Consider the following 15,626-nt stretch of genomic DNA (forward strand, 5'->3'; position numbering starts at 1 on the left):
GGCCGCATGTCCGGCGCGGCACCCGGTGGGGGTATCGCGGCCGGCGCGTGTCGATGGGCGAAACTATGGCAGAGAATGTTATCGATGCCAATGGTTGCGACGAACTGGCCGCCTACTCGGGGAACCTGCACGTGAGTGGCCGTGTGGGCGATATCATTGGGTGGTCGAACGGTTCGAACGGAAGAAGGGGGCCTCAGGTGAACCTCAGTGGCACCAACAGCGGAGCGCGACCACCGGGCATGGCGGACGTCGCACGGGTGGCCGGGGTGTCCGCGCAGACCGTCTCGCGCGCCCTCGCCGGACACCCCAACGTGCAGGAGAAGACGCGTGCGAAGGTCCTGGCCGCCGTCGACCAACTCGGCTACCGGCGCAACAACGCCGCCCGGATGCTCTCCTCGGGCCGCAGCCGCACCATCGGCGTCATCACCCTCCAGACCAGCTTCTACTCCTGGGCCGCCGTCACCTCCGGCATCGAGAACGCAGCCCACGAGGCGGGCTACGCCGTCAACACCGCCACCACCACCTCGCTGGACACCTTCGCCATCGAGAACGCGTTCTCCCGCCTCGCCGACCAGGGAGTGGAGGGGATCATCCTCTCGGTCCCCCTGATCCACACCAGCAAGCGGATCGAGCAGTTCACCCGGGCCACCCCGACCGTCACCATCGACGGATCGCGCACCGACGCGACCGAGGTCCTGGCCATCGACCAGACCCGGGCCGCCGCCATCGCCACCCAGCACCTGCTGGACCTCGGACACGAGACGGTCTGGCACATCGCCGGCCCCGCCGAGTGGCTCGAATCGGCCCACCGCCGCGACGGCTGGCAGTCCGCACTCCGAGCGGCGGGACGCTCCGTACCGCCGCCGCTGGAAGGCGACTGGTCACCCGCCTCCGGCTACCGCAACGGGCTCGTGCTCGCCCGGATCCCCGACGTCACCGCGGTGTTCGTGGCGAGCGACGAAATGGCCTTCGGGGTCATCAGGGCCCTCCACGAGGCAGGACGGCGCGTACCGCACGACATCTCCGTCGTCGGATTCGACGACATCGAACTCGCCGAGTACTGCTCGCCCTCGCTCACCACCATCGCCCAGCCGTTCCAGCAGATGGGAGCCCTCGCGGTGACCCACCTGCTGCGCCAGATCGAGGCACCCGGCGCCCTCCCCGAACCGCGCACGGTCGAACCGCGCCTCATCGTGCGCGCCAGCACGGCCCCGGCCCCCGGCCGCTGACACCGCCGCCGCGCACCCGACCCGGCCCCGGCCGCTACGGATCGGTGATGCGGACGAACTCGGGCCAGTACCGCGGCCCATCGGTCCGTATCCGCTCCAGAACCGGCGCGATGGCCTCCATGGCGGGCTGGAGCCCACCGACGACCTCCTCCAGGACGCCGTCGGTCTCGCCCGGCCCGCTCTCGTGGTCGGGGTCCATGGCCTGCGCACAGCGACGGCCGGCCCGGCGGGTCTGCTCCAACGCCGCCCACCACCGACCGTCCAGACCCGAGTCGGGGATGTGGAGATGGCCCAGGGCGGTCTCGGCGGCGCGGTGGAGCGACGTGCAGACCGCGGCGAACCGGCGCCCGTCGAACCGCACCGGCTCGCCCGGGCGCTCCGCCGCCGCCCGCTGGAGCTCCCGGACCTCGGCACCGAAGGCCTGGTACCCCTCGACGAGCGCCAGGATGTCCTGCTTCCCGCCCACCCGGTACCACATCAGCAACTGGAAGACCCGGACCTTCTCGGACCGGGCGTCGGCCGGACGCTGGGCCGCGGGGACGAGACCGCCCCCCGAACCCGACGGCAGCGACTGCACCGCGGCGGGCCCGAGCGCCAACGCCCCGACGAGCGTACCGACGAGCACGGCCCGCCGGGCACCGGACCGCGCCGCCCTCCCGGCCGGCGCGAAACCGCCGCCCCGCCGACCGAGTGCGAGCGGCAACCGCACCAGCGCCGCAGCCATCGCCGCACCGAACAGCGCCGGCAGCACCGGCCCGGCCAGCACCTGCACCACCGGCCAGCTGCCCTCCGGCAACCACCTGCAACTGTCGCCCATGGTCCGCAACGGCCCGAGGCACCCGTCCACCGACATCAGCACGAACACCGCCGCCAGCCCGCACGCCTGCGCGACCCCCGCCGCCACCAACGCCCCGACCAGCCAGAGCCGCCGGAACACGAGCGCCGTCACCACCGCCGTGGCCACGACCCCGGCCCAGATCGCCACCGTCAGCCACGACACGTACCGCAGCGCGAACCCGCCCCCGCGCCCGTCCAGAGCAGGCCGGCCCGCGAAGACCGCCGCCTTGACCACCAGCACCCCGACCACGCACACGGCGCCGCCCAGCAGCCCGCAGCGCAGCGCCCGCCCGAGCCCCCGGTGATCGCCGACCAGCCACAGGACGTACGGCAGCCCCCACAGCGCCCCCGCCGCCGCCACGAAGGACGCGGTGTTCCCGTCCACACCGAGCCGCGGCATCACCGCGGCGATCCACTCCAGCTCTCCCCGGTGCCGCTCCCACCCGCCGGGGAACCCCTCGACGATGAACTGCCGCATCACCTCCCGGCCCATGAAGTCCCCGGCGGCGTACAGATGACCGCCACCCGACCACCAGGCCAGCCCGGCCGCAGCGACCAGCACCGCCCCCGCCAGCGCGACCGCCGTGGCCACCCGCCCGCGGCCCAACCCCAGACGGGCGCACTGCACCAGCCACGGAACGTACGCCAATGCACCGAGCGGCAGCACGAGCAGGACGAACGGCTGCTCCGGAACCCACCGGCCGCCACCGACGGTGAGGTCCACGACCAGCTCGCCGACCACCAGGCCCGCACCGAGCCACAGTCCCGCCCGCAGCCCCTCCGCAGCGGCCGCTCCCCGGTGCGCCGCGTACACCGCCGACCGCCACGCAGCCACCCCGAGAACCAGCCCCGTCGGCAGCGCGGCCGGCCACACCCCGCCCGCCCCGCCGGCGAACCGCGGCAGCAACAGGACGATGGCGATCCCGGCCGCCCCCACCAGGAACGTCTGCAACGGAGCCAGGGTGAACAGCGCCGCCGGATCGTCCAGCGCCCGACGCCGCTGCGCCCACGTCGGGTGCGAACGCCAGAGCCGGCCGAGCCGCGCTGCCGGGCCCACCGGGTCGCGGACCTCCCACACCCGCCGGTCGGCGCCGAGGGCGACGGCGTCCGCGTCCGCGTACAACTCCCGGTGGCGCAGCGTGTCGGCGCGGGCCAGCACCACCAGGAGCGCCATTCCCAGCGCGGTGGCCGTCTGCTTCACCAGGGACGGCCGAGCAGCCGGCCAGAACACCCGGTCGGCGCCCACGAAGAGCCCGAACTCCGCGCCCACCAGAGACCCGCCGACCACCACCACGAACGGCAGCGCCACCAGCAGGCCGAACACCCGCCACAACGCGGTCACCGCGTACCCCAGGTCCACATCCCGGTTGCGGATGTGCGCGAACTCGTGGAGAACCACCGCCCGGAACCCGGCCGGGTCGCTCCGCCGGGTCACCAGCAGGCCCGCGTACAGGCACAGGGTGCGCCGCCGCGCGTGGCCGAAGACCACCGCTCCCGAGCCGAGCCGACCCGGATCCACCACGAACTCCGGTGCCACCGGCAGCCCCGCCACCTGCGCCAGGCGCAGCAGCTCCGCCCGTAGCTCCTCGTCCACGGGCACCAACCGGCGCGAGCGCCGACGCCAGCGGGGCAGCAGCAGGTACAGCGCTGCGGCCGCGACCAGCACCAGCGCCGTCGCGGCGGGCACCGGCCAGCGCGGGTCGTCCGGAGCGGCGGCCAGACAGGCGCGCAGTGCCGGGTTCGTCGCCGGGCCGCCCGGCTGCGACAGGAAGTCCCCGTCCGGGTCGAACCCGGAGGCCAGGTTGCAGGCGTACTCCACCGCTCTGCCCTTGCGGACCAGCTCCAGCAGGGTCGTCAGCATGTGGTGGCCGGCGGCGACCATGGACACCAGCAGCAGGCCGAACCGCAGCGTGGTTCCGGACGGAAGTACCCGCAGATCGAGGACCCGCGGGGGGACGGGCGGCAGCGGCGGCTGTCGCGGGAGCGGTGGTACCGGCGGGAGCGGCGGTACCGGCGGGAGCGGTGGCACCGGCGGCGTGGCGGGGGTGCTCACGCCGGGGGATCCGAGGGGCGCGGGGCGACGGTTCCGGAGCCGGGCTCCGCCGCAGCGGCGGTCGGGAGCGCGGGAGGTACGGGGGGTACGGGCGGTCGCGCGGGTACGGGCGGTCGCGCGGGTGCGGGCGGGTGAGCGGTCGGCGCCTCGGCCGGGCCGTTGTCCATGGCCAGCCGGGCCACCACGCAGTCCGCGAGCGCGTCGGCGGCCGCCCCGTCGAACCCGGCCTCACGGGCACCGGTCCGCACCCGCGCGTGGACAGCCGCCAACTGCCGCTCGTCCAGCGGCGGTACGGGCGGCTCCGCCGCGGGCCGTGCACGCCGGCGGCGCCACAGCCGCCCCAGACCGCCGCCCGCGCGTACCACCCCCGCACCGATCGCGGCCCGGCACGCCTCGTCCACCGCCATCCACACCACCGGCGTGGCCAGGGCGACCGCCTCCGCCAGTCCGAACCCCAGCGGCTCACCCCGCTGCCGGCGCCCGAACAGCGCCACCACCTCGTCGGAGGACAACCCGTCCAACCCCCGGAGCAGGGGGAGTTCCTCCGGCGCCAGCCGCGTCACCACATCCACGACAACGTCCCGAACCGATCCGGCCACCTGCTGCCCCCGAGCACGGAGTGATCGTCAACTACGTTCGCACGTACGCAACTTACCCCCGACCCCCGCTGGTCATCCACAGATCGGTCCGTATCGAAGCGAGCCGCCGTCGAAGGTGCGTGGTCAGTAGCTCCAGTTGTAGAGGCCGACACCCGTGCGCACCGGTCATGACCGACGGGCAAGCTCCGAAGCTGCGGGGCTGACGCCGCACAGACACGGAAGGACGACCACCTGCCCGCCGTGGGTCAACCGATGCGGCGGCGCGCCTGCAGGCGGAAGGCCGTTCGGCCGGGGACCGCACGGTCTCCGGCTGTGACCAGGACGGCGACGACCGTGCCGACCACCGGCGCAACGAGGTCATGGCCGAAGGCCTCGTTCTCCACGACGGCCAGCACGGCCCCGTCCGCGACGGCGCAGCCCGGCTCGACGAGCACCTCGATCACCCGCATGCCCGCGTGCTCCGCCTCCAACGTCACGTTCACCTGCGGGAGTTCGCGCCAGACCGGGGGTGCCGACGGGCCGCCCAGCCTGCACTCGATCCGTTCCAGTGTGCGGGCGGCCCATCGTGCGGTCCACTCGTCGGACGAGGAGAGCCTCGCCAGGAGCGGGCCGACGGCCCGGGCGTCGCCGATCAGAGCCAGCGTCTCGTACGCCGCCACCCGCAACCGCTCGTCGTCCAGCAGGGCCACCACGGCCTCGGTGTGGTCGCCGCAGCCCAGGCGGGCGAGGGCGTGCAGCGCCTCCCATCGGACGATGGCGCGCGGGCTGCGCAGTCCCCGCTCGGCGACGGCCACCCCGCGCGGGTCGGCGACGCCCTGCAACAACCACAGAACGGCCGACTCCAGCCGCCGGTCACGGGCGATCTCCTCGAACAGGGCGTCCGGGAATGCGGCGGCGAGCCGGCCCCTGAGATCGGACAGCCGCTCGGCCGACTCCCGGGTCCGGGGGACGCCGACCAGCCGGGCTCGGGTCGGCCCTTCCTCGCCCAGGAGGGTGGCGAGCAGCCGGCGAAGGCTCTGCGGCCCCGAGGCCGCCAGCGGTTCGTAGGCCGTGTCGTCCCCGCACATCCAGCGGGCGGCAAGGGCATCGATCTCGGCCTCGGTCAGTTCCACGGGACACCACCGGATCGGGAGGACGGGCATGGCTCGACGGAGCATATCCAGGTGCCGTCGGTCCCGACCCCCCGTGGCGGCATGCCGCTCGGACGTAAACGGGTGGCGGCCGGCACCGGGCTCTGCGTAGCTTCGGACGAGCCGCCTCGGGAGGGAACGGGTCGTGAAGCACAGGCGCAGTCGGGCCGCCGGGCCGGTTCGGGTTCTGGTGGCCGGGGATGTCCACGGTGAGTTCGAGCTGCTCGCCGAACGGGTGGCGGCCGTCCGTCGGGCACGTGGACCGGTGGATGCGATCCTCGCCGTCGGCGACGTCGAGGCGAATCGCGACGAGGCGGACGCGGCCGGGGTGCACGGGCCCGCGAAGTACCGCAAGGTCGGCGACTTCCCGCTGGTCCAGGAAGGGCTGCTCGATCTGGGGGCTCCGCTGTACTTCATCGGCGGCAACCACGAACCCTGGCCCGCGCTGGACGATGCGGGCCCGGGCCGGTGGAGCGACGGCGTGCACTTCCTCGGCCGCGCCGGCGTCGCCGAGGTGGCGGGCCTGCGCGTGGCGTTCCTGTCCGGCATCCACTCGCCCCGCATCACCGGCGTTCCCGGAGCGCGCCGCGAATCGGTCAGGGAGCGCACCTACTACACCGGGGAGGAGGTCGCGCAGGTGGCCCGGGCCGCACGCCGTGCGGGCCAGGTCGACATCCTCCTGACGCACGACTGGCCCGCCGGGGTGTCCGGCCCGCACCGGGGGTCTCCGGTCGGTCGTCCCGAGCTGCGGGCCTTGGCCGAGCGCCTCCGCCCGCGGTGGCACTTCTGCGGCCACATGCACCACCGGCACCGCGCGGTCATCGGGCCGACCCAGGTCGTCTGCCTCGACCACATCCGCTCCGGAGCACCCGCCTTCGCCGCTGTCGAGCGGGATCCCGACGGACGGCTCGTGCTGGTCGAGGACATCGCCGGCGACGAGGGAGTGCCATCGGTCCGGCCCTCGGCGTGACGTCTCCGTCCGGGTGACCGGACCCGTGCTGCACAGGTGCGGGCATGGGCGGGGGCATGGATGAGGGCGGTGGCACCGGGGCCCCGCGAGCAGGCGCCGTCTGCAGCTCAGAATCCGGGCCTCAAGGAGGACCGATCACCCGGCCGCCGGCGTCGCAGCCGTCACCTTCTCCGAGGAACGACGCCTGGACCGGCGGCCACGACCTCCGTCAGGGGATGCTCGTCGACATCGACCGCGACCGTCGCTGAGGAACAGGCCGCCAGCTGATCGAAGCCGAGGAGTGAGCGGTCGATCCCCCTTGACCTCAACCGCACTTCAAGTCACACCATGGTCCGCATGAACACCGAATCCACGGCCCGCGCGGCCGACCTCGAAGCGATCCACCAGGTCGTGGCCACCGTCGAGCACTCCCAGCAGCACAAGGACGCCGATGAGTTCCTCGCACTCTTCCACCCCGACGCGATCTGGACGACGGGCGGCGGCAAGGTCCTCCTCGGCCTCGACGCGATCTCCGAGTTCACCCGCAAGGTCCTCCCCGCGGACGACTGGGACGGCAAGGTCACCTACGAGGTGATCCACGTCTTCTTCCTCCGCCCCGACGTCGCGGCGGTCAAGGTCCGCCAGCTCTACCTGAGCCCGGGCGCCGAGAGCGAGGGCGCCCCGCTGTACGTGATGACCAAGCAGGACGACGGCCGCTGGCTGCTGACCGCCTGCCAGAACACCGGGGTCGCCGCCGACTGACCGATTCCGGCCGGATCGACCGACAACCCCGTCCCCAGATCACCGGACCGAGGCCGCGTCCGCCGTCCGCTCCGCCGTGCGCGCGGCCGTCGCCGACGTCTGGCCGGAGGTCCCCGAGCCGGCCGACGGCTTCCGCCCTCACGTCTCCGTCGCCTACAGCAACGCCGCCGGCCCCGCCGGCCCTGCCACCGAGGCGCTGGCGAGCGTCACCTTCTACCCCGCCACCGCACGGATCACCTCCGCGGAGCTGATCGTGCTCGGCCGCGACCGGCAGATGTACGAGTGGGAGACCTTCGCCGTCGTACCCCTCGGGTCGCCCGGGTCGTGCACCGCCCGCGGCTCGCGCCAGGGCGCCACGTCCGCTTGCTGACCGTCCCGACCAGCAGCACCGCCCCGGCCTGCGACACCACCGAACGGCCACCACTTCGGACGCGAACAAGCGGGTGGCGCACGTTATGCTTCCTCATCCGGGAGGTGCCTCCGACAGGAGTCGGAAGATGGGCCTCAATCCTCATTGGTGCTGGTCGTGGGCACTTGGGTTTGCAGCTGACCGCCTGTCGGGCACCACACTTCATGACGTGACGATGGGGTGAATGCGATGCCTCTTGAGGGCGAGTACGCGCCGAATCCGGTGCAGTGGGTGCGCGAGCAGGTCGAGCTGTACGAGAGTTCGGGCGGCACGCGGGGATTGACGCTCTGGGACACGGGCCTGCCCGTCGTCATCCTCACGACACTCGGCGCCAAGAGCGGCAAGATCCGCAAGAGCCCGTTGATGCGAGTGGAGCACGAGGGGCGGTACGCGGCCGTGGCCTCGAACGGCGGCTTCCCCCGTCACCCGCTCTGGTACTTCAACGTCAAGTCCCACCCGTACGTGGAGCTCCAGGACGGACCCGTACGCGTGGACATGACGGCCCGTGAGATCGTCGGGACCGAGAAGTCCGAGTGGTGGGAGCGCGCGGTCGCCGCGTATCCGCCGTACGCCGACTATCAGCGAAGGACCGCCCGTGTGATCCCCGTCTTCGTGCTGGAGTCCGCGCGCGGGTAGGCCCCGCCGCGCCGCTGCCCGGCTGCCCCCGAGGACGAGGGCAGGCGGGCACTCCGGGGCTACCCGGACCCTATCCGCCGGCCCAGGACCGGGGCCTGCCGGGGATCAGTGCGCGTGGTCGACCGGGAACAACCTGCTCAGCCCCGGGAGCCGATCGACTGCCTCCGCCTCGTCGCGGACGTCCCAGCGGGTGCCGGCGGGCTCCGCACTCGGATCCGTGCGGCGGCCGCCCACAGCTCCCAGCCGTAGCCGTCATCGATCGGGTTCGACACGACGAAGGCGCCGACCGGCCGGGTCGAACGCCCCACCCCGCCCCGCCACGGTGCGGGCGTGGGTGCGCGTGTGATCGCCATGGCGCTCGCTGCTCCCGGAGGGATCGTGATCAGCCCAGTTGCGCGTACGTCCCCGCCGCTGTGAACGCCTCGTCGATGGGCTTGAGGAGCTCGGCCAGGCGGCGGGCGCCGGGAGCGCCGATCGGCTCCCAGAGCCCGGCGCAGTGTTCGTCGGTCTCGACCTCGATCCGCTCGCGAGCCGCGGCGCCTTCGTCGGTCGCGGTCCCGTCGGTCTCCAGCCAGCCGCGGGTGACGAGGCGTTCGGTGGCGGCGGCCCATTCCTCGTCGTCCCATTGGCGGGTGGCGCGCACGATCGGCGCCGGGAGCCGGCCGGTGGCGGTGTGGAGGACGTTGCAGTCGCACGGTCCGAGGCGGTTGTCGGCGAGGACGACGAGATGCGCGTCTCCGCGCCACTCGCGCAGCACGGTGACCTGCTGCCACAGCGCGGTCAGCGGGTCGGATGGCAGTGGGACGGATGCGTTGGCCGCGGCCAGTGGTTTGCCGGCGTAGTCGGCGGCGGTGACAACGGGGTCGATCAGCGATCGCGCCTCAGCGATCTGATGGTCCGTCAGGCTCACCCCGGCGCGTCGTAGCGCGTGCTCGGCGGCCGTGTAGCGGGCGGCCTGCCACCGCCCGGGCGGCGCGGCGTCCCATACGCCTGTCATCGATCGCACCGCCCGGGGGCTGAAGTTGTAGAAGGTCGCGAGAGTGACCTGCCACACGACCGCGCCCATGGGTGCCGATCGGAACGCGAAGTAGGCCGGAGCGCGGTCGGTCACGCCGAGATCGGCGGCCTGCCGGGCGGATTCCGGGACGAGGTAGATGAACCGGTGGGCCGCGTTGACGGCGAGGCTGATCTCGCGGACAGCGGTGATGTTCATGTGTACGGCTCTCAGCTCGGGGGTTCGGTGGTGGCGGCCCGCACCGCCCGGCCGAGGGCGTGGCCGGACATCGTGGCGCCCGGGTGCGCCGGCGCGGATTCGGCCGGGAGGCCGGTGCGTTCGGGGCCCGGCGCGAGCACCACGACGACGTGGCGGTGCGGGCCGTGGCCGGCGGGCGGTGCGGCGTTCGCCGCCCCGGGCAGGCGGGCGAACGGTCGTTGTCGCTCATCGGGTGTCCCCCTCCCCCTGGGGCAGGCTCAGATGATAGATCATAGCAGCGATAATCGATTATTCTGGGTCCAGTTAGACTGTGGCCGTGACGCAGACGACCGATGACCCTGCCCGGGCGGGCAAGCAGATGCTTTCCGAACGGGTTTACGACCGGCTTCGCAAGGACGTCCTGCACGGGGTGTTCGGTCCTGGGGATCCCCTCAAGCCGCAGGAGTTGGCGAAGCAGCAGGGCGTCAGCCTGGCCGTGATGCGGGAAGCCCTGGTGCGACTGGTCGGGGAGGGACTCGCCACCCGGCTGCCCAACCGCGGCTTCGCCGCACCGGCCCCCTCCGACCGCCGCTGGCAGCAGCTCACCGAAGCCCGCTTGACCATCGAACCTGACATGCTGCGCATGGCGATCGAGCGCGGCGACCTCGAATGGGAGACTCGGGTGCGCGCCGCGCACCACAGGCTGGCGCGAACCCCGGAATTCGACCCCGGACAGAACGAGTACTACAGCGACGCCTGGGCCGAGGCCCACCATGGCTTCCACCGCGCGCTGCTGGAGGGCTGCGGAAACTCCATCCTGCTGGAGACCTTCGACCGGCTGTGGACGGCGAGCGAGGTGGCCCGCCGCCTGGCCAGCCACCACACCCCGGACCGCTCGGCTCCCGACGAACACGGAGAACTGGAGCAGGCCGCCCTCGCCCGCGACCCGGACGCCGCCTCCGACGCGCTGGTCCGACACCTGAGCCGCACCGCAGCTGCCCTCTCTCCGGCCACGGGCACCTCGATCTGACCCGCACCGATTCGCCGTGGGGCACAGCCGACCTCAACCGCCCGATCCGCCCGGCCTCCGGGTATCCCGCCGTCCGCCGGGGTGTCCGCGTACCGATCCGCTTGCTCCGGTGCGCTCGGAGTTGTGGGACCCGTCGCCGTCGGTGTGCTCGGGCGCCCCACCGGGGCGGGGCCGGGCTGCCTTCACCAGCACCCGGCGGCCGTGGATCGGCTCCTCCGACCGACAAAGCCACCATCACCGATGGTAGTTGACGGGCCGACAGCCGAAACCAGCGCCGTATGCCTTCGCGGTCCCGTGGTCCGTGGTCAAGGTCATCAGGGTCACGGGTCTGTCCCGGTGGTCGGCGACGGCGGCGGCAGTGCGCGGCGCGGCAGGTCGAACGGACATACGGGCAGGTCGGCGGCGGGATGCGGCCCAGGGCGGCGTCGATGGCGCGGGTGGTTCGCAGCCGTACATGTCACAGGACTGTCCTGAGGCCCGATCGGGCGGAACGGTTCGTCCGGACGGGCGGTCCTGGTCTTCGGAAACCCGCTCGCACCGAGCACCAGGCACCGCTGCCCCACCCGGAGGAGAACACCATGCGCGTTCGCAAGCTCGCCGTCGCCACCCTGGCCGTCGCCGCCGCCCTCTCGCTCGCCGCCTGCGAGGACGGCGAGGCCGGCACCGCACAGGGCGCCCCGACCGCCGCCCCGACGGCTTCCACCGGCGCCTCCGCCGGCGGCGCACCGACCGCCGCGGCGCCGACCTCCGGGGCGCCGGCCTCCGCGGCACCGGCCTCCAGCGCCCCGGGGAAGGGCAGTACGCCGCCCACCACCGCCGCTCCGGCCGGCTCCACCGGGGCCGGGAAGACCCCCAAGTGCCGGACCGCGGACCTGACCATCACCGCCGCGGACCACACCATCACCGGCGACGCCGAGAACACCGTCGTGGTCGAGCTGAAGAACCACAGCGGCAAGGACTGCACGCTCTCCGGGTACGCGGGCGTCGACCTGAAGACCTCCGCGGGCACGCTGTCAGCGAAGCGCTCCGGCGAACCGGTCGTCACGGGTGTCGTGGCGAACGGCAAGTCGACGTACTTCGGCATCAGCTACCGCGCCAACACCTCGGGCGGCTCCGGCGTCCGGGCCACCGGCCTGGTGGTGACCCCGCCGGACGAGACCCAGTCGGTCACCCTGCCCTGGCCGGGCACCGGCTCGCTGCCCGTCACGGACGGCAGCGGATCCCCGGTGAAGATCGGCCCGATGGGAAGCGCCGGCCAGGGCGGCCAGTGACCACAGGCACCCCGCCACCCGCGGGCCCGGACCGCCCCGCCCCCGTACCCGCGCGGTGCGCGATGCGCGGGGCATCGCAGCCGGCTCGGTGACCGCACATACGTCAGCTCCGGCGTCCTTCTCAGACGGTGACCTCCTCGCCGACCGGAACGATCGTCAGGGGCACCGGGCTCAGCATCTGCGGGCTCAGGAACCGCGCCGCCGATTCCTGTCCGATCCGGCTGAGCATCACTTCGTGGATCTGGATCAGGCGTTGCGGCGCGATGTCGCGGACGTAGTCCACCGCACCGCCGAGACTGGTCCAGGGCCCGCTGGTAGGCAGCAGCAGCGTCTCGACCGCGGCGTCCGGGACGTGGTAGGCGTCGCCGGGGTGGTAGAGGCGGCCGTCGACGAGGTAGCCGACGTTCGTCACGCGGGGGATGTCGCGGTGGATCGCGGCGTGCAGGTCGCCGAAGACCGCGACGTCGAAGCCGGAGACGGTGACGAGGTCGCCGGCCCTGACCGCGCCGACCTGGCCCCGCCGGGCCGACCAGCGTTCCACCACCGTCGGCGGTCCGAACACCCGCAGCTCGGGCCGGGTTTCCAGGGCCCGGGCGATCAGGTCGTCGTCGAAGTGGTCGAAGTGTTCGTGGGTGATCAGGACGGCGGTGGCGGCAGCGACCGCGTCGGCTGCGTCGGGTGTGAACGTTCCGGGGTCGATGACGATCCGGGCGTCGTCCTTGGTCAGGGTGACGCAGGCGTGGGCGTGCTTGGTCAGTCGCACTGTCGGCGCCTCTCTCTCGCGTTGATATACAGGGATGCCTGTACAGTACAACCTGTATATCCGCTAGGCTGGCGCCATGGACAACTCGCCTGTTGAGGAACCCGCACCCGACCGGCTCGCCACCGACCTGCGGGCGTCGGTGGGCGCCCTGGTCCGCGCCACCCGCTCGGCCGACCGGCTCGCGCCCATCCCGTCCGCGGTGCTGGACCTGCTCGATCTTCGCGGGGCACTGACCACCGCCGAGCTGGCGGCGAGCCGCGGCGTGCGGCACCAGACGATGGCCGCGACCGTCAAGGAGCTCGCCGGAGCCGGCTACCTCGCCACGCGCGACGATCCGTCCGACGCGCGCAAGAAGGTCCTCACCCTCACCGCCGCGGGGAAGGACGCGATCGAGCAGGACCGCCGGCACCGTGTCGGCGTGCTCGCCCGGGCCCTCGCCGACACCCTCGACGACGGTGAGCGCCGCGAGTTGGCCCGCGCTCTGGCGCTCATCGACAGGATCACCGCGGCGGTCGCCGACGGCGACGCGGCCCCCCGCACCGACCGCGGACCCGTCACCGGGGCCTGGTGACGGTGCGACCGGGGCGTGCCGCCGGCCCGGTCCGGTTCCCCAGGAGGAGGGTCGTCGCGGTCGGCCCGGCCGCGCCGCCGGAACCGTGGTCAAAGCCGCTCACCTGCCGTGTGGCCGGCATGTGGCTGCTCAGCGCCGGGTGGCGGGGCGCGGCGCGTGCGGCAGCGGCGGGGTGAGGACGGGTTCGAGCAACCGGGCGAGCTCGTGGCGTTGCTGCGCTCCGAGCCGGTCGATGGCCGGCGCGAGGGCGTCCTGCGCTTCTTCCTGCAGGCGCCGGGTGAGGTCGCGTCCGGCGTCGGTGATCACGACGACGACGGCGCGCTTGTCCTCGGGGCTGGCGTGGCGGGCCAGCAGTCCGCGCCGTTCGGCGCGGTCGATGAGGCCGGAGAGGGTCGACTTGTCCAGGCCCAGGAAGGCCGCCAGGTCGCTCATGCGAGGGCGCCGGTCGCGCAGGATGCCGAGCACGCGCAGCTGGGTGAGGGACAGGTCGTGCTCGGCACCGATGCGGGTGAGCACGCCCATGACCTGGAAGGCACTGCGGACCAGGCTGTCGACCAGGGCCTCTGCGGAGTCGTCGGCAGAGTCGTCAGGAGCCATGGGCGCCACCCTACTTGACATTGTTTGGATTACCAACAACTCTGGTTTTGATTGGTAATGCAAACCAACAGCCCAGGGAGCCCCCATGCACGCAGCGGTCATCACGGCCCACGGCGCACCGCCCGCCTACGGCGAGCACCCCGAACCCGTCGCCCGGGGCGAGCACGAGATCGTCGTGGACGTCCTCGCGGCAGCCCTGCACCACCTGACCCGGGCCAAGGCCGGCGGCGCCCACTACTCCGCCGCCGGTGTCCTCCCGTTGGTCCCCGGCGTCGACGGCGTCGTCCGGGACTCCTCCGGCCGCCTGCGGTACGCGGTCCTGGACGACACGGCCCTCGGCACCTTCGCCCAGCGCACCGTCATCGACGTGCGCCGAAGCGTCGTCCTGCCCGACCACGTGGACCCCGTACGGATCGCAGCCGCGATGAACCCGGGCATGTCCTCCTGGGTCGCCCTGCGCCGCCGCATCGCCTTCCCCGAGGGCCGGCGCGTCCTCGTCCTCGGCGCCACCGGCAGCGCGGGACGCATGGCCGTCCAGATCGCCAAGCGGTTCGGCGCCGCCCAGGTCATCGCCGCCGGCCGCGACACCGTCCGCCTCACCGCACTGCCCGCCCTCGGCGCCGACCGGACGCTCACCTTCGACGAGATCGCCGCCGCGGCCGACGTCGACGTCGTCCTCGACTTCATCTGGGGCGCGCCCGCCGCAGACACCATGCTCCCGATCCTCACCGCCCGCACCGACCGCTCCGCGCCACTCACCTGGGTCCAGATCGGCTCCATCGCGGGCGAGTCGGCCCCGATCCCGTCAGCGGCACTGCGCTCGGCCCGGTTGCAGATCGTGGGCAGCGGCATCGGATCGCTCTCCCCCCGCGACTTCATCGCCGAACTGCCCGAGTTGGCCGCCGCGGTGACCGAAGGCGCCATCGACGTCCAGGCGCGCGCCGTGCCGCTGGCCCGCATCGCGCAGGAGTGGACCCACCACCGGACCGACGAACGCCTCGTCCTCGTCCCGTGAGCCCCAGGGCGTGGAAGCGGCGACCGAAGCTCCGTTGAGCGGGTAGGGCCGCTCACTGCTCGGCTTGCAGTTCCACCGCTGCAGGTGCCGGACCCCGCCGCGCACGATCGTCACGGTCGAGGAGGCGGTCTCCTTCCACGAGAAGTCGTCCACGCGGGGCCCATGACGCCCGCTCGACGACCGCGGACCTGCCGGGCTGACCCCCGCCGGCGCGGGGGTCAGCCCACCGTGCGCCCCTGTTGCCCTCCCCGCACCCGCGGTGGTCAGCCGCTGGTGACCACCATGCCGAGGAGCACCTCAAAGCGGTCATGCGGACCGGAGTTGCTCCTGCCTCGCCACACAGGCTCCCCGCCACGAGCTGAGGACCGCGGATCCCAGCCCGAGGAGAACCAGCCATCGCCGGCCTCCAGTCGCCGCTGAACCAACCGCTATCGACACGAAGCAGGATCCGAACAGGACGCACCCGGCGATGTTCCCCCACCACCGGAGTCCTGGACCGAACCGCACCTTCATCGTCTTCACCCCCATGAACGGCTCTGCCGGCGACGACCAGCACAGTAGGCCATGTCCCGGCGATCGGCCG

The 15,626-nt window shown here is 73.1% G+C and carries 14 protein-coding genes and 2 pseudogenes; 9 read left to right on the top strand and 7 right to left on the bottom strand.

Annotated features, from left to right (window positions below; genetic code table 11):
• Positions 1-239 precede the first annotated feature (239 nt).
• On the top strand, positions 240-1,229 hold the full coding sequence (locus tag ACWGB8_RS03610) for a LacI family DNA-binding transcriptional regulator (protein WP_452209905.1): 990 nt from the start codon (positions 240-242) through the stop codon (positions 1,227-1,229).
• A 34-nt stretch (positions 1,230-1,263) separates the two neighbouring features.
• Here ACWGB8_RS03610 and ACWGB8_RS03615 read toward each other — a convergent pair whose 3' ends face one another.
• From ACWGB8_RS03615 to ACWGB8_RS03625, 3 genes are all read right to left on the bottom strand, one after another.
• Positions 1,264-4,119, bottom strand: a complete 2,856-nt coding sequence (locus tag ACWGB8_RS03615; RefSeq protein ID WP_452209863.1) for a M48 family metalloprotease — start codon at positions 4,117-4,119, stop codon at positions 1,264-1,266.
• Positions 4,116-4,691 (bottom strand): hypothetical protein, encoded by a 576-nt coding sequence (locus ACWGB8_RS03620; RefSeq protein WP_452209865.1) that lies wholly within the window; start codon positions 4,689-4,691, stop codon positions 4,116-4,118. Before ACWGB8_RS03620 ends, ACWGB8_RS03615 begins: the two co-directional genes overlap by 4 nt.
• A 272-nt stretch (positions 4,692-4,963) precedes the next feature.
• Positions 4,964-5,830, bottom strand: a complete 867-nt coding sequence (locus tag ACWGB8_RS03625; protein WP_452209866.1) for a HEAT repeat domain-containing protein — start codon at positions 5,828-5,830, stop codon at positions 4,964-4,966.
• 208 nt (positions 5,831-6,038) lie between these two features.
• Here ACWGB8_RS03625 and ACWGB8_RS03630 point away from each other — a divergent pair, with 208 nt between their 5' ends.
• The 3 genes and pseudogenes from ACWGB8_RS03630 to ACWGB8_RS03640 form a co-directional block, all read left to right on the top strand.
• Positions 6,039-6,818: a metallophosphoesterase family protein gene (locus ACWGB8_RS03630; protein ID WP_452209868.1), complete on the top strand. Its 780-nt coding sequence runs from the start codon at positions 6,039-6,041 to the stop codon at positions 6,816-6,818.
• Between the two features lie 336 nt (positions 6,819-7,154).
• A complete protein-coding gene (locus ACWGB8_RS03635; RefSeq protein ID WP_452209870.1) occupies positions 7,155-7,559 on the top strand; it encodes an SgcJ/EcaC family oxidoreductase in 405 nt (134 codons plus the stop codon).
• 52 nt (positions 7,560-7,611) lie between these two features.
• Positions 7,612-7,815: pseudogene (locus ACWGB8_RS03640) on the top strand (2'-5' RNA ligase family protein); the annotation flags it as partial.
• A gap of 59 nt (positions 7,816-7,874) precedes the next feature.
• Here ACWGB8_RS03640 and ACWGB8_RS03645 read toward each other — a convergent pair.
• Positions 7,875-8,026, bottom strand: a pseudogene (locus ACWGB8_RS03645) (IS1380 family transposase); the annotation flags it as partial.
• A 131-nt stretch (positions 8,027-8,157) separates the two neighbouring features.
• On the opposite strand from ACWGB8_RS03645, the gene ACWGB8_RS03650 reads away from it, so the two are divergent.
• Positions 8,158-8,604, top strand: a complete 447-nt coding sequence (locus ACWGB8_RS03650; RefSeq protein ID WP_452209872.1) for a nitroreductase family deazaflavin-dependent oxidoreductase — start codon at positions 8,158-8,160, stop codon at positions 8,602-8,604.
• Between the two features lie 382 nt (positions 8,605-8,986).
• Here the strand turns inward: ACWGB8_RS03650 and ACWGB8_RS03655 are convergent, their stop codons facing one another.
• A complete protein-coding gene (locus ACWGB8_RS03655) occupies positions 8,987-9,817 on the bottom strand; it encodes an SCO6745 family protein (RefSeq protein ID WP_452209874.1) in 831 nt (276 codons plus the stop codon).
• Positions 9,818-10,133: 316 nt separating this feature from the next.
• Here ACWGB8_RS03655 and ACWGB8_RS03660 point away from each other — a divergent pair, with 316 nt between their 5' ends.
• Positions 10,134-10,826 carry a GntR family transcriptional regulator gene (locus ACWGB8_RS03660; RefSeq protein WP_452209876.1) on the top strand — a complete coding sequence of 231 codons (693 nt, stop codon included), beginning with the start codon at positions 10,134-10,136 and terminating at the stop codon, positions 10,824-10,826.
• Positions 10,827-11,404: 578 nt separating this feature from the next.
• On the top strand, positions 11,405-12,097 hold the full coding sequence (locus tag ACWGB8_RS03665; protein WP_452209878.1) for a DUF4232 domain-containing protein: 693 nt from the start codon (positions 11,405-11,407) through the stop codon (positions 12,095-12,097).
• A 121-nt stretch (positions 12,098-12,218) separates the two neighbouring features.
• Here the strand turns inward: ACWGB8_RS03665 and ACWGB8_RS03670 are convergent, their stop codons facing one another.
• A complete protein-coding gene (locus ACWGB8_RS03670) occupies positions 12,219-12,860 on the bottom strand; it encodes an MBL fold metallo-hydrolase (RefSeq protein WP_452209879.1) in 642 nt (213 codons plus the stop codon).
• 76 nt (positions 12,861-12,936) lie between these two features.
• Between ACWGB8_RS03670 and ACWGB8_RS03675 the strand changes: the two genes are divergently transcribed.
• Positions 12,937-13,431, top strand: a complete 495-nt coding sequence (locus ACWGB8_RS03675) for a MarR family winged helix-turn-helix transcriptional regulator (protein ID WP_452209880.1) — start codon at positions 12,937-12,939, stop codon at positions 13,429-13,431.
• A 129-nt stretch (positions 13,432-13,560) separates the two neighbouring features.
• Here ACWGB8_RS03675 and ACWGB8_RS03680 read toward each other — a convergent pair whose 3' ends face one another.
• Positions 13,561-14,028, bottom strand: a complete 468-nt coding sequence (locus ACWGB8_RS03680; protein WP_452209882.1) for a MarR family winged helix-turn-helix transcriptional regulator — start codon at positions 14,026-14,028, stop codon at positions 13,561-13,563.
• A gap of 85 nt (positions 14,029-14,113) precedes the next feature.
• Between ACWGB8_RS03680 and ACWGB8_RS03685 the strand changes: the two genes are divergently transcribed.
• The gene (locus ACWGB8_RS03685) at positions 14,114-15,043 is read left to right on the top strand and encodes a zinc-binding dehydrogenase (RefSeq protein ID WP_452209883.1); all 930 of its coding nucleotides are present in this window, start codon (positions 14,114-14,116) and stop codon (positions 15,041-15,043) included.
• The last annotated feature ends 583 nt before the right edge of the window (positions 15,044-15,626 follow it).

It is taken from the genome of Kitasatospora sp. NPDC054939 (assembly GCF_053610105.1).

Excerpts from the sequence above, each read along its gene's own strand:
- ACWGB8_RS03610 (WP_452209905.1), top strand. The coding sequence starts at position 240 with ATGGCGGACGTCGCACGGGTGGCCGGGGTGTCCGCGCAGACCGTCTCG.
- ACWGB8_RS03635 (WP_452209870.1), top strand. The coding sequence starts at position 7,155 with ATGAACACCGAATCCACGGCCCGCGCGGCCGACCTCGAAGCGATCCAC.
- ACWGB8_RS03650 (WP_452209872.1), top strand. The coding sequence starts at position 8,158 with ATGCCTCTTGAGGGCGAGTACGCGCCGAATCCGGTGCAGTGGGTGCGC.
- ACWGB8_RS03655 (WP_452209874.1), bottom strand. The coding sequence starts at position 9,817 with ATGAACATCACCGCTGTCCGCGAGATCAGCCTCGCCGTCAACGCGGCC.
- ACWGB8_RS03665 (WP_452209878.1), top strand. The coding sequence starts at position 11,405 with ATGCGCGTTCGCAAGCTCGCCGTCGCCACCCTGGCCGTCGCCGCCGCC.
- ACWGB8_RS03675 (WP_452209880.1), top strand. The coding sequence starts at position 12,937 with ATGGACAACTCGCCTGTTGAGGAACCCGCACCCGACCGGCTCGCCACC.
- ACWGB8_RS03680 (WP_452209882.1), bottom strand. The coding sequence starts at position 14,028 with ATGGCTCCTGACGACTCTGCCGACGACTCCGCAGAGGCCCTGGTCGAC.
- ACWGB8_RS03685 (WP_452209883.1), top strand. The coding sequence starts at position 14,114 with ATGCACGCAGCGGTCATCACGGCCCACGGCGCACCGCCCGCCTACGGC.